The organism is Pseudomonas sp. MF08875 (assembly GCF_059862525.1).
This window is the reverse complement of record NZ_JCBCUW010000012.1, coordinates 15,705-32,049: the sequence shown is the minus strand read 5'-3', so window position 1 is coordinate 32,049 and position 16,345 is coordinate 15,705. Positions and strand designations below refer to the sequence as shown.

Here is a 16,345-nt window from a genome sequence, read left to right as displayed (position 1 = left end):
TGTGCGTTTAAGTTTGTCGGTCATTCTTGTTGAACAAACTTTCGCGGGCGTGCAGTGGCGTGTCGCCATGCCGGGCGCACCGGGTATGAACACGGCGTTACCCAGCACTCCTTATCATCTCTTCCGGGCGCCAGCTCTGGTCGAGCGGTCAAACCGCTAGCGACAACAGGCCTGACTCATGGATGAGCGATACCGTAGGGCTGTGGATGCAGCCGCCATCTTCTCCGAAACCGACCTTGCCGGGCGCATCACGCACGTCAACGATCAGTTCTGCCTGATTTCCGGCTATAGCCGCCAGGAACTGCTAGGGCAGGACCACCGCATGCTCAGCTCCGGCCTTCATCCGGCGGAGTTCTTCTGCACCATGTGGCGCACCATCGCCTTGGGCCATATCTGGAAAGGCGAAATCTGCAACCGCGCCAAGGACGGCAGCCTGTATTGGGTCGATAGCACCGTAGTGCCCTTGCTCGATGAGGTGACCGGGCGGGTGCAGCGTTATGTTTCGATCCGCTTCGATGTCAGCGAAAAACGCCAGCTCTTGCATTCCCTGCAGTGGCGCGTCGGCCATGACGTGCTGACCGGGTTGCCCAACCGCGCCTTTCTCTCGGACCTGCTCGACCAGGCCCTGGATTTCTCCCGGGTCGAGAATATTCCGCTGGCGGTGTGCATGCTCGACCTGGACGGCTTCAAGGCCGTCAACGATGGCTACGGCCACGCCAGTGGCGATTTGCTGCTGGTGGAAGTGGCCAAGCGCCTGCGCGGCATCATCCGCGGCGAAGATGTGGTGGCGCGGTTGGCAGGGGATGAGTTCGTCCTGATCCTGCGTTACGTGCGTGACCTGGTGGAGCTGCGCGCCGCCCTGCACCGCGTATTGGGGGCGCTGTCGGCGCCGTATTCGATACAGGGCAAGGACATCAACGTGTTCGCCAGTATTGGCGTGACCCTGTTCCCGGGCGACAACGAAGACGCCGAAACCCTGCTGCGCCATGCGGACCAGGCGATGTACGTGGCCAAGCAGAGTGGGCGCAACCGTTTTCATCTGTTCGATGTGTCCCGCGATCGCGAGGTCAAGGTCACCCACCAGACCGTCGAGCGCGTGCGCCAGGCTTTGGCGGCTGATGAGCTGTTTTTGCATTTCCAGCCGCGGGTCAACATGCGTGCGGGCGAGGTGGTGGGCTTCGAGGCGCTGCTGCGCTGGCGGCACCCGCAAAACGGCATGGTGCCCTCTCGGGATTTCCTGCCGCTGGTGCGCGAAACCGACCTGATCGTCGACATCGGCGAATGGGTGATGGAGCAGGTTTTGCAGCAGCTGCTGCAATGGCAAAGCGTGGGGCAGCGCTGGCCGGTCACCATCAATATCGCGGCGCGGCACTTCCAGCGCACGGATTTCGTTGAGCGCCTCAAGATCATCCTGGGGCGTCACCCGGGTGTGTCGCCGCAATTGCTGGACCTGGAAATCGTCGAATCCGTAGCCATCGAGAACATCCAACACGTCAGCACTTGCCTGGAAGAGTGCCAGGCCCTGGGTGTGCGCTTCTCCCTGGGGGATTTCGGCACCGGCCACTCGTCCCTGAGCTACCTCAAGCGGCTGAGCACTCACACCATCAAGATCGACAAATCCTTTGTGCGCGACATCCTCAATGACAAGGACGACCTGGCCCTGGCCACAGCGGTGATCGGCCTGGCGCGGGCGTTTGGCCGCGAGGTGGTTGCCGAAGGCCTGGAAACTCTGGAACACGGCCAATTGTTACTGGGGTTGGGCTGTGAAGTGGCCCAGGGCTATTTCATTTCAAGGCCGATGCCGGCGGCAGAAGTGTCGAGCTGGGTGGCGGGGTTCCGGGCCCCGGCGCAGTGGCAGGCGCTGGCGCAAGAGGCCTAGGGCTGGGCGAAGGCGTCCGGGTCCTGCTCCACGGAGCCGGTATAGAGCTGGATGATGGCGTCGATTTCCCCCGACATCTTCATCTTCAGCAAAGTGCGCAGGATGCGTTGTACCGGCAGTTTCGGATCGTTGCGCACGTAGCAACCCACGCTTTGTTCCTGGAGGATGGCCACACCTTGCAGGCGCTGCTCGGCGCTGAGCTTCTGGTTGAACCAATCCAGGCTCCACTGGTTACTTACCGCGTAGCGGTAGCGCCCGGCCAGCAGTTTTTCCAGGACCTGCTCCTGGCTGCGGGCGTCGTCGCGGTACAGGTGGCCGCTGTCGAACAGCGGCTGCAAACTGGGGTAGGTGTAATTGAGCACGGCCCCGATGTTTTGCGGCGCCAGGCTTTCGAGGGTCACCGGTGTGGCGTGGGCGTTGGTACTGACCAGCCAGTCACGCTGGAAGAGTAGCGGGATACTCCAGATGTAATCCCCCGACTGGTTCGGCAGCCACGACTGCGCGGCATAACAGCGCACATCGATATCGCCGTGCTCCATGGCGGTTTGTACCCGGGCGCGGGCCATGACGTGGAACTCGACGGGGTGCCCGACCTGGGTGGCCAGGCTCACCATCATGTCGTGGAGGATGCCCTGGGTCGGCTTGCCCTGGTCGATCTGCACCATCGGCATGGCCCAACTGTCGCTGATGGCGAACCGCAGGGGCGTTTGCGCGGCGATGCTGTCGCTACTTAGCAGCATCAGGGCGGCCCATATCCAATACATAAACACTCCGTGTTGAGCACGCTAAGGGCCGATTAAACCCCGCCCCGAAAGCAGCTTAGCCAGATTAGGCGAGCACGCCGGATGCAATTTCGCCCTTGCTCCGCTAGCATTGGCGGCTCCCGCTTCCCAGTTGCGACGGTTTTCGATGAGTTATCAGGTTCTTGCACGTAAATGGCGCCCGCGCTCGTTCCGCGAAATGGTCGGCCAGACCCATGTGCTCAAGGCTCTGATTAATGCCTTGGACAGCCAGCGGCTGCACCACGCCTACCTGTTCACTGGCACGCGCGGGGTGGGCAAGACTACCATTGCGCGGATAATTGCCAAGTGCTTGAACTGTGAAACCGGCATCACCTCCACCCCCTGTGGCACCTGCTCGGTGTGCCGGGAGATCGACGAGGGCCGGTTCGTTGACCTGATCGAGATCGACGCCGCCAGCCGCACCAAGGTCGAGGACACCCGCGAGTTGCTGGACAACGTGCAGTACGCCCCTAGCCGCGGGCGCTTCAAGGTCTACCTGATCGACGAAGTGCACATGCTCTCCAGCCACTCGTTCAACGCGCTGCTCAAAACCCTTGAAGAGCCGCCGCCCTACGTCAAGTTCATCCTTGCGACCACGGACCCTCAGAAACTTCCTGCAACAATTTTGTCCCGTTGCCTACAGTTCTCGCTGAAAAATATGACCCCCGAGCGCGTGGTCGAGCACTTGACCCATGTGCTCGGGGTGGAAAACGTGCCGTTCGAGGACGACGCCCTATGGCTGTTGGGCCGCGCCGCCGATGGCTCGATGCGCGACGCCATGAGCCTGACCGACCAAGCCATCGCCTTCGGTGAAGGCAAAGTGATGGCGGCGGACGTGCGGGCGATGCTCGGCACCCTCGATCACGGCCAGGTGTATGACGTGCTCCATGCGCTGCTCGATGGCGATGCCAAGGGCTTGCTCGAAGCCGTGCGCCACCTCGCGGAGCAGGGCCCAGATTGGAACGGCGTGCTCTCGGAAATTCTCAACGTGCTGCACCGCGTGGCCATCGCCCAGGCCTTGCCCGAAGGCGTTGATAACGGCCATGGCGACCGCGACCGTGTGTTGGCTTTGGCCCAGGCCTTGCCAGCCGAGGATGTGCAGTTTTACTACCAGATGGGCCTGATCGGGCGCCGTGACCTACCCCTGGCGCCAGACCCGCGCGGCGGCTTTGAAATGGTCCTGTTGCGCATGCTGGCCTTCCGCCCGGCGGACAGCCAGGACGCACCGAGGCAGCCGCTAAAGCCAGTGGGAATCAGCCAAGCCACAGTTGATTCCGCCAACGCAGTGGCAGCCACACCGCGTGTGGCTGCCGTCGTGGCCCCCACTCCGGTAGAGGTTGCGCCGGTTGCGTCGGCAGTTGTCGCCGCGCCTGAGTCGGTTGCGCCTGTGGTGCAGCCTGTGGTCGCAGCGGTTGCACCGGCCGAGGAAGTGGTCGACCTGCCCTGGAACGACCCGGTTGCACCCCAGGACGAGCAACAGCCCGCCAGCGAGCCGGTGCTGGAAACGGTCGCCGAACAACCCGACCTGACCCCCATGCCGGCCCTGACCCCCGACAGCGTGGTGCCGGACGCCCCCGAGTGGGCCGCCGCGCCTATCCCCGAGCCTTCCGTGGCCGAGGTGGATGCCGCCACGCCGGGCGCGGACCTGGACGACGAGCCGCCGCTGGACGAGGACTACATCGAGCCGGACATGGACTCGGCCTACAGCTACCTCGATGAGTTGGCCAGCGAACACACCGCCGAGCCGGCCGCCGAACCCGAGCCGTTGCCCGCCGCCGCGCCGGCCACCGGCCTGGCGCTGGAGTGGTTGCACCTGTTCCCGAAACTGCCGATTTCCGGCATGACCGGCAGCATCGCCGCCAACTGCACCTTGATGGCGGTGGAGGGCGACCACTGGTTGCTGCACCTGGACCCGGCCCACAGTGCGTTGTTCAACGCCACCCAGCAACGGCGCCTCAACGATGCGCTGAACCAGTATCACCAGCGCACGCTGACCATCAGCATTGAATTGATTAAGCCCGAGCAGGAAACCCCAGCCCAGGCAGCCTCACGCCGGCGCGGCGAGCGCCAGCGCGAGGCGCAGGAGTCGATCCATGGCGATCCGCTCATCCAGCAGATGATCCAGCAGTTTGGCGCGGTGGTCCGCCAGGATACTATCGAGCCCGTCGACGCCCCGGTGAGCCAGGGCTCATGAACTGAAGGGCATCCGGCCCCCTGGCCGGGTGCTGTGTTTATCCAAGTACTTTGAGGTGATTCCCATGATGAAAGGTGGCATGGCCGGCCTGATGAAGCAGGCGCAGCAGATGCAGGAAAAAATGGCCAAGATGCAGGAAGAACTGGCCAACGCCGAAGTGACCGGCAAGGCAGGTGGCGACATGGTTACCGTGGTGATGACCGGCCGCCATGACGTCAAGCGCGTCAGCATCGACCCGACGCTGCTTGAAGGCGTCAGCGAAGACGACCGCGAAGTGATTGAAGACCTGTTCGCCGCCGCGGTCAACGACGCAGTGCGCAAGATCGAAGCCAACAGCCAGGACAAAATGTCCGGCATGACCGCGGGCATGCAGTTGCCGCCGGGCATGAAATTGCCGTTCTGATTCGCCTCCGCGCATCCGATGAGCTACACAAAATGCCAGGCCTCGTGCCTGGCATTTTTATTGGCGCACCAGAAACATCGAACCGTCGGTCGCTAATAGCGGTCTGCTACCTGTACCGTCCCATCCCTTACCCAAAGGAGACGATTTCATGTCCCAGCCCTTGACCCTCAATCAGCGCGTAGTCCTGGCCTCGCGCCCGACTGGCGCGCCGGTGCCCGAGAACTTTCGCCTGGAGCGCGTGGCGTTGCCAGACTTGGCCGACGGCCAGGTACTGCTCAAGACCCTGTACCTGTCGCTGGACCCCTACATGCGCGGACGTATGAGCGACGCTCCGTCCTACGCGGCGCCGGTAGAAATCGACGAGGTGATGACCGGTGGCGCTGTCAGCCGGGTCGAGCGTTCGCTCAACCCGCGCTTCGAGGCGGGCGACTTGGTGGTGGGCGTCACAGGGTGGCAAAGCCATAGCATCTCAGACGGGCGCAACCTGATCCCGGTGCCCTCGGGCCTGCCCAGCCCTTCCATGGCCCTGGGTGTGTTGGGCATGCCCGGCATGACGGCCTACATGGGCCTTATGGATATCGGCCAGCCCAAGGCTGGGGAAACCCTGGTAGTGGCGGCCGCCTCCGGCGCGGTGGGCTCGGTGGTCGGCCAAGTGGCGAAAATCAAGGGTTTGCGCGTGGTGGGTGTGGCCGGCGGCGCGGACAAGTGCCGCTATGTGGTCGAGGAGTTGGGCTTTGATGCCTGCATTGACCACAAGCGCGAGGATTTCGCCGAGCAACTGGCCCAGGCCTGTTTCAAGGGCGTCGATATCTACTTCGAAAACGTCGGAGGCAAGGTCTTCGATGCAGTGGTGCCGCTGCTCAACCCGCGGGCGCGGATCCCGCTGTGTGGCTTGATCGCCCAATACAACGCCCACGTGGCGCCCACCGGGCCGGATCGCCTGCCGCTATTGCAGCGCACTCTGCTGACCAAGCGGGCGCGGATCCAGGGGTTTATCGTGTTTGACGACTATGGCGATCGCCAGCCGGAATTCATCAGTGCCATGGCGCCCTGGGTACGCGAGGGCAAGGTGAAGTTTCGCGAAGACGTGGTCGAAGGCCTGGAGCATGCGCCCGAGGCGTTCATCGGCCTGCTGGAGGGGCGTAACTTCGGCAAATTGGTGGTACGGGTGGCCCAGGGCTGACGGGCGGGCCGGCATTTGACGCTGGCCGGGGGCGCGGGTATAAACCGCGTCTCGTTGTTTTTGTCGGACTTTTTCCCATGAGCTTCAGCCCCCTGATTCGCCAACTGATCGACGCCCTGCGTACTTTGCCAGGCGTGGGTCAGAAAACCGCCCAGCGTATGGCACTGCAACTGCTTGAGCGCGATCGTAGCGGCGGCTCGCGCCTGGCCCAGGCCCTGAGCCAGGCCATGGAAGGGGTGGGCCACTGCCGCCTGTGCCGCACGCTGACCGAGGACGACCTTTGCCCGCAATGCGCCGACCCGCGTCGCGACGACACGCTGTTGTGCGTGGTGGAAGGGCCGATGGACGTGTACGCGGTAGAGCAGACCGGTTATCGCGGCCGCTATTTTGTGCTCAAGGGCCACTTGTCGCCGCTGGATGGGCTGGGCCCGGAAGCCATCGGCATTCCGCAACTGCTGGCGCGCATCGAAGAGCAGGGGAGCTTTAGCGAAGTGATCCTGGCCACCAACCCGACAGTAGAGGGGGAGGCGACGGCGCACTACATCGCCCAACTGCTCAACAATAAAGGCCTGATCGCCTCGCGCATCGCCCACGGGGTACCGTTGGGTGGCGAGTTGGAGTTGGTGGATGGCGGTACGCTGGCCCACTCGTTTGCCGGGCGCAAACCCATCGCTTTGTAGGCGGCAGGATTGCCCCGGGTAGGTAGCCGTAACCCTTACTTGTCGGTCAACGCAAACTGGGTCAGGCAGAACGTCGGGATGCCCATGTCTTGCAGGCGTTGGGAACCGCCCAGTTCCGGCAGGTCGATGATGGCGGCGGCTTCAAAAATCCGCGCGCCCATGCGCCGCACCAGGTTGGCGGCGGCGATCAGGGTGCCGCCGGTGGCGATCAGGTCATCGAACATCAGCACCGAGTCCCCCTCGCACAGGCTGTCGGCATGCACTTCCAGGAAGGCTTCGCCGTATTCGGTCTGGTAGCCCTCGGCCAGAACGTCGGCCGGCAACTTGCCCTGCTTGCGAAATAGCACCAGGGGTTTGTTCAACTGGTAGGCGATGATCGCGCCGATCAGAAACCCGCGGGCATCCATCGCACCGATATGGCTGAAATCGGCCTCAACGTAGCGGTGGGCGAAGCTGTCGGCCACCAGGCGCAGGGCCTTGGGCGACTGGAACAGCGGGGTGATGTCGCGAAAAATCACGCCCGGCTTGGGGAAGTCCACCACGGGGCGGATTAGGGATTTGATGTCGAAACTGTCGAAGGGCATCGTCGGGAGTCCAGGCAGGGCTACAAACGCGGCAGTATAACCGCGGCCACGCCTGATGGCGCGGCCGGGCAGGGGTTAGCCTTCGACCGAACCGCCCGCCAGGGCGCAGAGTTGGATCGGGTCGAGGATGTGTACTTCCTTGCCTTCGGCCGCCAGCAGTTCGTTTTGCTGGAAACGGGTAAACACCCGCGACACGGTTTCCACCGCCAGGCCCAGGTAGTTGCCGATTTCGTTGCGCGACATGCTCAGGCGGAACTGATTGGCCGAGAACCCACGCGCACGGAAACGCGCCGACAGGTTGACGAGGAAGGTGGCGATGCGCTCGTCGGCGGTCTTTTTCGACAGTAACAGCATCATTTGCTGGTCGTCGCGGATCTCGCGGCTCATCACGCGCATCAGTTGGCGGCGCAACTGGGGCAGTTGCAGGGCCAGTTCGTCGAGGCGCTCAAAGGGGATTTCACATACCGACGTGGTTTCCAAGGCCTGGGCCGACACCGGATGCTTTTCGGTGTCCATGCCCGACAAGCCGACCAGTTCGCTGGGCAGGTGGAACCCGGTGATCTGTTCTTCGCCGCTGTCGCTGAGGCTGAAGGTCTTCAAGGCGCCTGAGCGTACTGCAAAGACGGAATCGAAGGCGTCGCCCTGGCGAAATAGAAATTCGCCCTTTTTCAGTGGGCGGCCGCGTTTAACGATTTCGTCCAGCGCATCCATGTCTTCCAGATTCAGCGAAAGTGGCAGGCAGAGAGGAGCCAGGCTGCAATCCTTGCAATGAGCCTGGTTGTGAGCGCGCAGTTTAACTGGCTCGGACATTTCTTAAATCCTTGTGGGAAATCACACATAAGTCGCAAGGGTAACTCACGGGAGGACATTGAAGCCAGCCTATCGCGTAATGGCATGCGGCCATGTTTTGCCCGGGTGCTCTCAAGTTTTCCCGGTAGCGGCCGATCAAAAGCTATCGCCAGAACTGTCAAGGAGCTTGAATTATGTGGGTTATAGGGGGCGTCACTATCGGCGGAAATGGCTTTTCGCCGGTCGTCGGTTCCGCAGCTAATACCGTTGAGAAGGATGCGGGTGCGACGAAAGAGCAGGGCGCGGTGGCGGCGGTCGATGCCAGCAAGCCGGCCGAAGGGGTGTCGGTGACCTTTTCCGGGGCGGCGCTGAAGATGGCGGCTGAGGCCAAGAAAGCCGACCAGAGCAATAGCGATATCGAGGAGAGTGGCCTGGACAAGAACATCCAGGAAATCCTCAAGACCATTCGCGCGTTGAAGCAGCAGATCGCCGAGAAAATGGCCGAGATGCAGGCGGCAATGGCGGATAAGAGCCTGAGCCCGGAGCAGATGCAAGCCAAAGTCAGTGCGCTGCAATCGACGCTTTCGGCATTGAACGCCGGCCTGACTAGCGCTAATGCGTCTCTGCTCAAGGCAATAAAAGACGCCAGCCCGGAAGCAGCGATGAAGGCAGGCACCCTGGCGGCAAAATGACGCGCCGCGCCTGACTTCTTTTTTTGGGGGGGAGGTAAACCTGTTTGCTCCCCCTGGCTCAGGCTTTTGACTACCGGGTTAGTTCTTCAGATGACCCGCGAAAACCGCTGGCGATTCTGCTGTTCCAGGTACGCATCGAACACCATGCACACCGAGCGCACCAGCAGGCGACCGGCGGGCAATACCTGAATGCGTTCGTCGTTCAGTTCAATCAAACCGTCATCGGCCATGGCCTGCAATTGCGGCCAGAGCTGCACGAAGTAGCCTTTGAAGTCGATGTTGAAGGTTTGCTCGATCTCATAGAAGTCCAGGCTGAAACGACAGATCAACTGCTGGATCACCTCACGGCGCAAGCGGTCGTCCTGGTTGCAGATCAGCCCACGGCTGGTGGCCAGTTGGGCGCCGCCCAGGGCGTTTTGGTACTGGTTCAAGTCGCTGGCGTTCTGGCAGTACAGGTCGCCGATCTGGCTGATGGCCGACACGCCCAGGCCGATCAGGTCGCAATGGCCGTGGGTGGTGTAACCCTGGAAGTTGCGTTGCAGGGTCGATTCTTCCTGGGCGATGGCCAGTTCATCGTCGGGCAGGGCGAAGTGGTCCATGCCGATGTAGCGGTAACCGGCGGCGGTCAGTTGCTCGATGGTGCGTTCGAGCATGCGCAGTTTGTCGGCCGGGGCCGGCAGTTCGTCGCTGTTGATGCGCCGTTGCGGCATGAACCGCTCGGGCAAGTGGGCGTAGTTGAACACCGAGAGCCGGTCCGGTTGCAGGCGGATCACTTCTTCCACGGTGCGGGCGAAGTTCTCCGGGGTTTGCTTGGGTAGGCCGTAGATCAGGTCGATATTGATCGAGCGAAATTGCAGGGTGCGCGCCGCTTCGATCACCGCGCGGGTTTCTTCCAGGCTCTGCAAGCGGTTGACCGCCCGCTGCACCTCGGGGTCGAGGTCTTGCAGGCCGATGCTGACACGGTTGAAGCCTAGCTCGCGCAACAGGCCCATGGTCGACCAGTCGGCCTCGCGCGGGTCGATCTCGATGCCATAGTCACCGGAGTCGTCGTCCAGCAGGTTGAAGTGCTTGCGCAATTGCGCCATCAACTGGCGCAACTCGTCGTGGCTGAGAAAGGTCGGCGTGCCGCCGCCAAAGTGCAGTTGCTCGACGGTCTGGTTGGGGTCCAGGTGGCAGGCGATCAGTTGGATTTCCTGCTCCAGGCGTTGCAGGTAGGGCGCCGCGCGGCCACGGTCTTTGGTGATGACTTTGTTGCAGGCGCAGTAGTAGCAGATGTTGGCGCAGAACGGCACGTGGACATACAGCGACAGTGGGCGCACGGCTTTGCGGCTGTCGCGCAAGGCATGGAGCAGGTCGAAGGTGCCGACCTGGCTGCCGAACTGGACGGCGGTCGGATAAGAGGTGTACCGAGGCCCCGCCAAGTCGTAGCGGTGGATCAGGTCTGAGTCCCAACGAATGGCGTCGAGCATGCGGGCGTTCCCCCGGATAGGCTTGCAATGGCAGCGAGTCTAGGGGGTTCACATGATGGTCATCTTGATTTGTATCAACGCTGTCCGGGGGCCTGAGACGCTCGGTCGCATGGCCGCGCGGGCAGGAAAACGCTAGTGCCCCATCAGCCAATGCTGGTGCGGGCCGGGCAGTGTCCATAAGCCGAACAGGATCACCAGCAGGCCACCGGCCATGCGCACGCTGCGCTTGCGCAGCAGCGCCGTGACCCGCTCGGCGGCCAGCCCCGTGGCTAGCAATACGGGCCAGGTGCCGAGGCCGAAGGCGAGCATCAGCAAGGCGCTGTCCACGGCGTTGCCCTGGCTTGCCGCCCACAGGAGGGTGCTGTAGACCAGCCCGCACGGCAGCCAGCCCCACAGTGCGCCCAGCAACAAGGCGCGAGGCAGGCTGGATACCGGCAGCAAACGGTTGGCAAACGGCTGGATATGCCGCCACAGGCCGCGCCCGAGGCCTTCGATGCGGGTCAGGCCGCTCCACCAGCCCGCCAGGTACAGGCCCATGGCGATCAACAGCAACCCGGCGAGGACGCGCATGACCGTCGCCATCGGGCCGCTGGCCACGGCCCAGCCGGCCAGGCCTATCAGCAGGCCGGCGGTGGCGTAGCTGAGGATGCGCCCCAGGTTGTACGCCAGCAGCAGGCGAAAGCGTCGCGCCCGTTGTTCCTTGGGGATGGCCAGGGTGAGGGCGCCCATCAGGCCGCCGCACATGCCCAGGCAATGGCCGCCGCCGAGCAGGCCGAGGATCAGCGCGGAAACCAGCAGCGGTGCCAGTTCAAGCATGGGGGGCCTGGTCTTTGTCGGTAGGAGGGGTTGGGGTGTTCGGCGGGCCATCGGCCTGCTCGACGGCGGCCAGGTGCTTGGGGTCCTGGTCGTCGAACAGCACGCTGTGGGCCGGGCCGTCGAGGTCGTCGTACTGGCCGCTGTCCACGGCCCAGAAGAAGATGTAGACCGCGATGGCGACGATCAACAGCGCGGCCGGGATCATTACGTAAAGCGCTGGCATGGCTGGACTCCGTGCCCGCCCGGTTCAGGCCGGGAGTGGGCGGGTGGCTGAAGGGGCATTGGCGCCCGGCGCGCTCGGCATGCGAGTCAGGCGCAGGGCGTTGAGGACCACGATCAACGAACTGATGGACATGCCCACCGCCGCCCAGATCGGAGTAATCCAGCCCAGGGCGGCGAACGGCAACATGAGGCCATTGTACAGGCCGGCCCACAGCAGGTTCTCGATGATTATCCGGCGCGTGCGCCGCGCCAGGGTAAAGGCTTGCACCAGCGCGTCGAGGCGATTGGACAGAAGTACGGCGTCGGCGCTGGTTTTCGCCAGGTCGGTGGCCGAGCCCATGGCCACACTGATGTCAGCGGCGGCCAGCACCGGCACGTCGTTGACCCCATCACCCAGCATCAGCACCTTGCGGCCTTCTGCGTGGAGGCTTTGCAGCACCTTGAGTTTGTCGTCGGGGCGCAAGCCGCCGCGGGCTTCGTCGATGCCCAGTTCGGCGGCGACACTGGCCACCATCGGTGAGCTGTCGCCGGACAGCAGCAGGGTGCGCCAGCCCCGGGCCTTGCAGGCGGCCAGCAGGTCGGGCGCGTCAAGGCGCAAACGGTCATCCAGGACCAGCCAAGCCAGTGCGCCCTGGGTATCGCCGAGCAACAGCCATTGCCCGTGCTCGTCCGGCATGGCCGGCACCGCGCAGCCGCTGAGGGCGCAAACAAACCCCGGTTGGCCGATACGCAGGCGTTGCTCGCCGACCCGCCCTTCCAGGCCTAGGCCGGGGGTGCTGAGCACTTCCTCGGCGGCCAGGGGCGCACGGCCAAAGGCGCGGGCGATGGGGTGTTCGGAGCGGTTTTCCAGGGCGGCGGCCAGGGCCAGGCACTGGTCGCTGTCCAGCGCCCCGAGGGGGCGGATGGCGCGTAGGGTCAGGCGACCTTCGGTGAGGGTGCCGGTTTTGTCGAAAATCACCGTGTCGATCTGGTTCAGGCCTTCGAGTACATGGCCGCGGGTCAGTAGCAGGCCGAGCTTGTGCAGGGTGCCGGTGGCGGCGGTCAGCGCCGTCGGGGTGGCCAGGGACAAGGCGCACGGGCAGGTGGCCACCAGCATGGCCAGCACAATCCAGAAGGCCCGCGACGAATCCAACTCCCACCACAGCACGCCGATGGCGGCGGCGGCGATCAGGGAGAACAGCAAGAACCATTGGGCGGCGCGGTCGGCGATTTGCGCCAGGCGCGGTTTTTCGGCTTGGGCGCGGTCCAGCAGGCGCACGATGGCGGACAGGCGCGTGTCGTGGCCCAGAGCCAGTACTTCGACGGTCAGTGCGCCTTCGACGTTGAGGGTGCCAGCGGTGACCGCATCGCCTTGGCTGCGGGGTTGGGGCAGGTATTCGCCAGTGAGCAGGGATTCATCGACGCTGGATTGGCCGTCGAGAATCCGCCCGTCCGCCGGTAGAATCGCGCCGGGGTGTACCAGCACCTTGTCACCCAGGCGCAGTTCGCTGAGCAAGATGCGCTCGCTCTGGCCGTCATCGCTCAGGCGCAGGCATGAGGCAGGCAGCAGGTTGACCAGTTGCGCGGTGGCGGCGGCGGTGCGTTCGCGGGCGCGCCGCTCCAGGTAACGCCCGGCCAGCAGGAACAGGGCGAACATGCCCACCGCGTCGAAGTACAACTCGCCGACGCCGGTGATCGAGGTCCAGATCCCGGCCACGTAAGCGCCGCCAATGGCCAGGGACACGGACACGTCCATGGTCAGGTGGCGGGTGCGCAGGTCGCGCACGGCGCCCTTGAAGAACGGCGCGCAGCTGTAGAACACGATGGGCGTGGTCAGGAACAGCGCAACCCAGCGCAGGATGGTGTGCAACTCGGGGCTGAGGTCGATGTTGAATTCCGGCCAGGTGGCCATGGTTGCCATCATCGCCTGGAACCACAGCAGGCCCGCCAAGCCGAGCTGGCGCAAGGCCAGGCGATTTTCGCTGGCCAGTTGTTCGCTGGCGCGGTCGGCCTGGTAGGGGTGGGCGGCGTAGCCAATATGGCGCAACTCACTGAGGATTTGGCTCAGGGGCAGGTCGCTGTCGGCCCAGCGCACATGCAGGCGATGGTTGGACAGGTTCAGCCGCGCCTCGGCCACGGCGGGCAGGCCGCGCAGGTGTTTTTCGATCAGCCAGCCGCACGCAGCGCAACTGATGCCTTCCATCAGCAAGGTGGTTTCGGCTAGGTCGCCGTCATGGCGTACGAAGGGTTTTTGCACGTCGGCGCGGTCATACAGCGCCAGTTCGTCGACTAACTGCACCGGCAAGGCTTCGGGGTTGGCCGACGCCTCGCTGCGGTGCTGGTAATAGCTTTCCAGGCCCCCGGCGACAATCGCCTCAGCCACGGCTTGGCACCCGGGGCAGCACATCTCCCGCACCTGGCCGAGCACGACGGCGGTGAAACGGCTGCCGGGCGGGACGGGCAGGGCGCAGTGGTAGCAGGGCGTCGGGGAGGTCATGGCGGTGGGTCTGTGTCGTCTGGGGGGCCTTAGCGCGGGCAAGCCCGCTCCCACAGGCGACCTCGGTCAAATGTGGGAGCGGGCTTGCCCGCGATGCGCGAAGGGCGGGTGTTACTTCTTCAGATCTTCGGCGCCTTGCAGGGGTTCGTCGCCGAGCAGCAGGTCCTTGTCGTGGCTGACCTGTTCTTCCTCGAACATGCGCCAGGTCTTGCCGTCCTGCACGCCCAGCAGTTCAACGAAGCGGCGGCCTTCGACCTTGTCGGTCAACTGGCCGATGTAGCGGCCCGGCTCGTTGGCGGTTTGGGTCAGGGTGATCTTGCGGTCCTTCTCCGGTTGGGTCGGGGAGATCAGGTTCAGCTCCACGGTGGCCGGTGCGCTGTTGCCGCTCAGGCGCAGATCGACTTCGCCGGTGACGCCGTCCAGGTGCATGCTGGCGCGCAGTTCCAGGGTCTGGGCCAGCAGTTCGCGGTCCAGGGAGCGGTTGATGCCTTTGCCGGCCTCGTAGTAGTTGTCGTTGACCAGGTTGTCCGGGTTATTCACCGCGATGGTCACCATCGACAGCGTCAGGGTCACCGAGCAGGCGAGGATAGCGATGATGATCCACGGCCAAAGGTGCTTGTACCAGGGGCTTGTGGCGTTTGCTGCAGGCATGGCGACTTCTCTCAACGAATTTGTGGACCGATGAATCGGCTCTTGGCTTCAACGTGGACGCTGTCGTTATCGGCATCTTTGAGGATGAATTTCACCTCGTTGGTGCTCGATGGCAATTGCTCCGGTGCGCTGGACAGTTCAACCGGCTGGGTGAAGATCTCCCCAGCGGCGACTTTGATTTCCCGCTTGCCTTGCAGCTTGAGGTCGGGCAGACCTGTGGCGTCGAGCAGGTAGGTGTGATCGCGTTGGTCCTTGTTCATGATCTTGAGGCTGTAGACGTTTTCGATCCGCCCTTCGGCGTTCTCGCGGTACAGCACGCGGTCTTTGCTGACGTCGAAACCCACCAGCGAACGCATGAAGAAGGCTGCGACCAACAGGCTAATCATCGTCAGCAGCACCAGGGCATAGCCGATCAGGCGCGGGCGCAGTTTATGGGTTTTCTGCCCCGAAAGGTTGTGCTCGGTGGTGTAGCTGATGAGGCCACGCGGGTAGTTCATCTTGTCCATGATGCTGTCGCAGGCGTCGATACAGGCGGCGCAGCCGATGCACTCGATCTGCAGGCCGTCGCGGATGTCGATGCCGGTCGGGCAGACCTGCACGCACATGGTGCAGTCGATACAGTCACCCAGGCCCTGAGCCTTGTAGTCGGCGCCTTTCTTGCGCGGGCCACGGACTTCGCCGCGACGCGGGTCGTAGGAGACGATCAGGGTGTCTTTGTCGAACATCACACTCTGGAAGCGCGCATAGGGGCACATATAAATGCACACCTGCTCGCGCAGCCAGCCGGCGTTGCCGTAGGTGGCGAGGGTGAAGAAACCGACCCAGAAATACGACCAGCCATCGGCCTGGCCGGTGAAGAAGTCGATCACCAATTCGCGGATCGGCGAGAAATAGCCGACGAAGGTCAGGCCAGTGACGAAGCCGATACTCAGCCACAGCGTGTGTTTGCTGAGCTTGCGCACGAACTTGTTGGCGCTCATGGGCGCCTTGTCCAGCTTTATGCGTTGGTTGCGGTCGCCTTCGGTGACCTTTTCACACCACATGAAAATCCAGGTCCACACGCTTTGCGGGCAGGTGTAGCCGCACCACACGCGCCCGGCGTAGACCGTGATGAAGAACAGGCCAAAGGCACTGATGATGAGCAGGCCAGACAGGAGGATGAAGTCCTGGGGCCAGAAGGTCGCGCCAAAAATGAAGAATTTGCGTTCCGGCAGGTTCCACCAGACCGCCTGGTGGCCGCCCCAGTTGAGCCATACCGTGCCGAAATACAGCAGGAACAGACCGGCACCGCCCACCATCCGCAGGTTGCGGAACAGGCCGGTGAAGGCGCGGGTGTAGATTTTTTCCCGAGAGGCGTAGAGATCGACGCTGTTATTAGAGTTTTTGGCAGGCGGGGTAACGTCGTGTACTGGAATCTGATTGCTCATCATTGCATCCCACGGCAGTGGAAAATTGCCTCGGTCAGTGCATGCCAACCGCGGTCAGAAGGGTATTGCAGTGGCGCAATGATACGCCTGTAGCTCTA

The 16,345-nt window shown here is 63.4% G+C and carries 15 protein-coding genes; 6 read left to right on the top strand and 9 right to left on the bottom strand.

Features of this window, described 5'->3' with window-relative positions; all coding sequences use genetic code 11:
* The first annotated feature begins 178 nt into the window (after positions 1–178).
* Positions 179–1,879 (top strand): putative bifunctional diguanylate cyclase/phosphodiesterase, encoded by a 1,701-nt coding sequence (locus AC19YT_RS09115; protein ID WP_500597488.1) that lies wholly within the window; start codon positions 179–181, stop codon positions 1,877–1,879.
* On the opposite strand, the gene AC19YT_RS09110 is transcribed toward AC19YT_RS09115, so the two are convergent.
* Entirely contained in the window at positions 1,876–2,643 is a 768-nt protein-coding gene (locus tag AC19YT_RS09110; RefSeq protein WP_500597487.1) for a substrate-binding periplasmic protein, read from the bottom strand. The genes AC19YT_RS09115 and AC19YT_RS09110 overlap by 4 nt on opposite strands.
* A 145-nt stretch (positions 2,644–2,788) precedes the next feature.
* On the opposite strand from AC19YT_RS09110, the gene dnaX reads away from it, so the two are divergent.
* The 4 genes from dnaX (at position 2,789) to recR (ending at position 7,121) form a co-directional block, all read left to right on the top strand.
* The gene (dnaX, locus tag AC19YT_RS09105; RefSeq protein ID WP_095107602.1) at positions 2,789–4,855 is read left to right on the top strand and encodes a DNA polymerase III subunit gamma/tau; all 2,067 of its coding nucleotides are present in this window, start codon (positions 2,789–2,791) and stop codon (positions 4,853–4,855) included.
* Positions 4,856–4,919: 64 nt separating this feature from the next.
* Positions 4,920–5,258: a YbaB/EbfC family nucleoid-associated protein gene (locus AC19YT_RS09100; protein WP_500610132.1), complete on the top strand. Its 339-nt coding sequence runs from the start codon at positions 4,920–4,922 to the stop codon at positions 5,256–5,258.
* Between the two features lie 148 nt (positions 5,259–5,406).
* A complete protein-coding gene (gene curA, locus AC19YT_RS09095) occupies positions 5,407–6,441 on the top strand; it encodes an NADPH-dependent curcumin/dihydrocurcumin reductase (protein WP_095107603.1) in 1,035 nt (344 codons plus the stop codon).
* Between the two features lie 77 nt (positions 6,442–6,518).
* Positions 6,519–7,121, top strand: coding sequence for a recombination mediator RecR (gene recR, locus AC19YT_RS09090; RefSeq protein WP_095107604.1), 603 nt, complete (start codon positions 6,519–6,521; stop codon positions 7,119–7,121).
* 35 nt (positions 7,122–7,156) lie between these two features.
* Here the strand turns inward: recR and AC19YT_RS09085 are convergent, their stop codons facing one another.
* Positions 7,157–7,705 (bottom strand): adenine phosphoribosyltransferase, encoded by a 549-nt coding sequence (locus AC19YT_RS09085; RefSeq protein ID WP_500597484.1) that lies wholly within the window; start codon positions 7,703–7,705, stop codon positions 7,157–7,159.
* Between the two features lie 75 nt (positions 7,706–7,780).
* On the bottom strand, positions 7,781–8,515 hold the full coding sequence (gene fnrA, locus AC19YT_RS09080; protein ID WP_095107606.1) for a Crp/Fnr family transcriptional regulator FnrA: 735 nt from the start codon (positions 8,513–8,515) through the stop codon (positions 7,781–7,783).
* A gap of 173 nt (positions 8,516–8,688) precedes the next feature.
* Here fnrA and AC19YT_RS09075 point away from each other — a divergent pair, with 173 nt between their 5' ends.
* Positions 8,689–9,186: a pre-mRNA-splicing factor CWC21 gene (locus AC19YT_RS09075; protein ID WP_176465054.1), complete on the top strand. Its 498-nt coding sequence runs from the start codon at positions 8,689–8,691 to the stop codon at positions 9,184–9,186.
* A gap of 86 nt (positions 9,187–9,272) precedes the next feature.
* Here AC19YT_RS09075 and hemN read toward each other — a convergent pair whose 3' ends face one another.
* The 6 genes from hemN to ccoG form a co-directional block, all read right to left on the bottom strand.
* Positions 9,273–10,655, bottom strand: coding sequence for an oxygen-independent coproporphyrinogen III oxidase (gene hemN / locus AC19YT_RS09070; RefSeq protein WP_095107607.1), 1,383 nt, complete (start codon positions 10,653–10,655; stop codon positions 9,273–9,275).
* 132 nt (positions 10,656–10,787) lie between these two features.
* A complete protein-coding gene (locus AC19YT_RS09065; RefSeq protein WP_500597480.1) occupies positions 10,788–11,471 on the bottom strand; it encodes a sulfite exporter TauE/SafE family protein in 684 nt (227 codons plus the stop codon).
* Entirely contained in the window at positions 11,464–11,694 is a 231-nt protein-coding gene (gene ccoS, locus AC19YT_RS09060; RefSeq protein WP_500610131.1) for a cbb3-type cytochrome oxidase assembly protein CcoS, read from the bottom strand. The genes AC19YT_RS09065 and ccoS overlap by 8 nt, the downstream gene beginning before the upstream one ends.
* Positions 11,695–11,718: 24 nt before the next feature.
* Complete coding sequence (locus AC19YT_RS09055) at positions 11,719–14,169, bottom strand: heavy metal translocating P-type ATPase (RefSeq protein WP_500610130.1); 2,451 nt, start codon at positions 14,167–14,169, stop codon at positions 11,719–11,721.
* A 111-nt stretch (positions 14,170–14,280) separates the two neighbouring features.
* Positions 14,281–14,820: a FixH family protein gene (locus tag AC19YT_RS09050; RefSeq protein WP_095107611.1), complete on the bottom strand. Its 540-nt coding sequence runs from the start codon at positions 14,818–14,820 to the stop codon at positions 14,281–14,283.
* An 11-nt stretch (positions 14,821–14,831) separates the two neighbouring features.
* Complete coding sequence (gene ccoG / locus AC19YT_RS09045) at positions 14,832–16,247, bottom strand: cytochrome c oxidase accessory protein CcoG (protein WP_095107612.1); 1,416 nt, start codon at positions 16,245–16,247, stop codon at positions 14,832–14,834.
* Positions 16,248–16,345: the final 98 nt, after the last annotated feature.

What these genes read in the sequence shown, in the direction of transcription:
- AC19YT_RS09115 (WP_500597488.1), top strand. Translation starts at nt 179, where the DNA reads ATGGATGAGCGATACCGTAGGGCTGTGGATGCAGCCGCCATCTTCTCC.
- AC19YT_RS09110 (WP_500597487.1), bottom strand. Translation starts at nt 2,643, where the DNA reads ATGTATTGGATATGGGCCGCCCTGATGCTGCTAAGTAGCGACAGCATC.
- dnaX (WP_095107602.1), top strand. Translation starts at nt 2,789, where the DNA reads ATGAGTTATCAGGTTCTTGCACGTAAATGGCGCCCGCGCTCGTTCCGC.
- AC19YT_RS09100 (WP_500610132.1), top strand. Translation starts at nt 4,920, where the DNA reads ATGATGAAAGGTGGCATGGCCGGCCTGATGAAGCAGGCGCAGCAGATG.
- curA (WP_095107603.1), top strand. Translation starts at nt 5,407, where the DNA reads ATGTCCCAGCCCTTGACCCTCAATCAGCGCGTAGTCCTGGCCTCGCGC.
- recR (WP_095107604.1), top strand. Translation starts at nt 6,519, where the DNA reads ATGAGCTTCAGCCCCCTGATTCGCCAACTGATCGACGCCCTGCGTACT.
- AC19YT_RS09085 (WP_500597484.1), bottom strand. Translation starts at nt 7,705, where the DNA reads ATGCCCTTCGACAGTTTCGACATCAAATCCCTAATCCGCCCCGTGGTG.
- fnrA (WP_095107606.1), bottom strand. Translation starts at nt 8,515, where the DNA reads ATGTCCGAGCCAGTTAAACTGCGCGCTCACAACCAGGCTCATTGCAAG.
- AC19YT_RS09075 (WP_176465054.1), top strand. Translation starts at nt 8,689, where the DNA reads ATGTGGGTTATAGGGGGCGTCACTATCGGCGGAAATGGCTTTTCGCCG.
- hemN (WP_095107607.1), bottom strand. Translation starts at nt 10,655, where the DNA reads ATGCTCGACGCCATTCGTTGGGACTCAGACCTGATCCACCGCTACGAC.
- AC19YT_RS09065 (WP_500597480.1), bottom strand. Translation starts at nt 11,471, where the DNA reads ATGCTTGAACTGGCACCGCTGCTGGTTTCCGCGCTGATCCTCGGCCTG.
- ccoS (WP_500610131.1), bottom strand. Translation starts at nt 11,694, where the DNA reads ATGCCAGCGCTTTACGTAATGATCCCGGCCGCGCTGTTGATCGTCGCC.
- AC19YT_RS09055 (WP_500610130.1), bottom strand. Translation starts at nt 14,169, where the DNA reads ATGACCTCCCCGACGCCCTGCTACCACTGCGCCCTGCCCGTCCCGCCC.
- AC19YT_RS09050 (WP_095107611.1), bottom strand. Translation starts at nt 14,820, where the DNA reads ATGCCTGCAGCAAACGCCACAAGCCCCTGGTACAAGCACCTTTGGCCG.
- ccoG (WP_095107612.1), bottom strand. Translation starts at nt 16,247, where the DNA reads ATGAGCAATCAGATTCCAGTACACGACGTTACCCCGCCTGCCAAAAAC.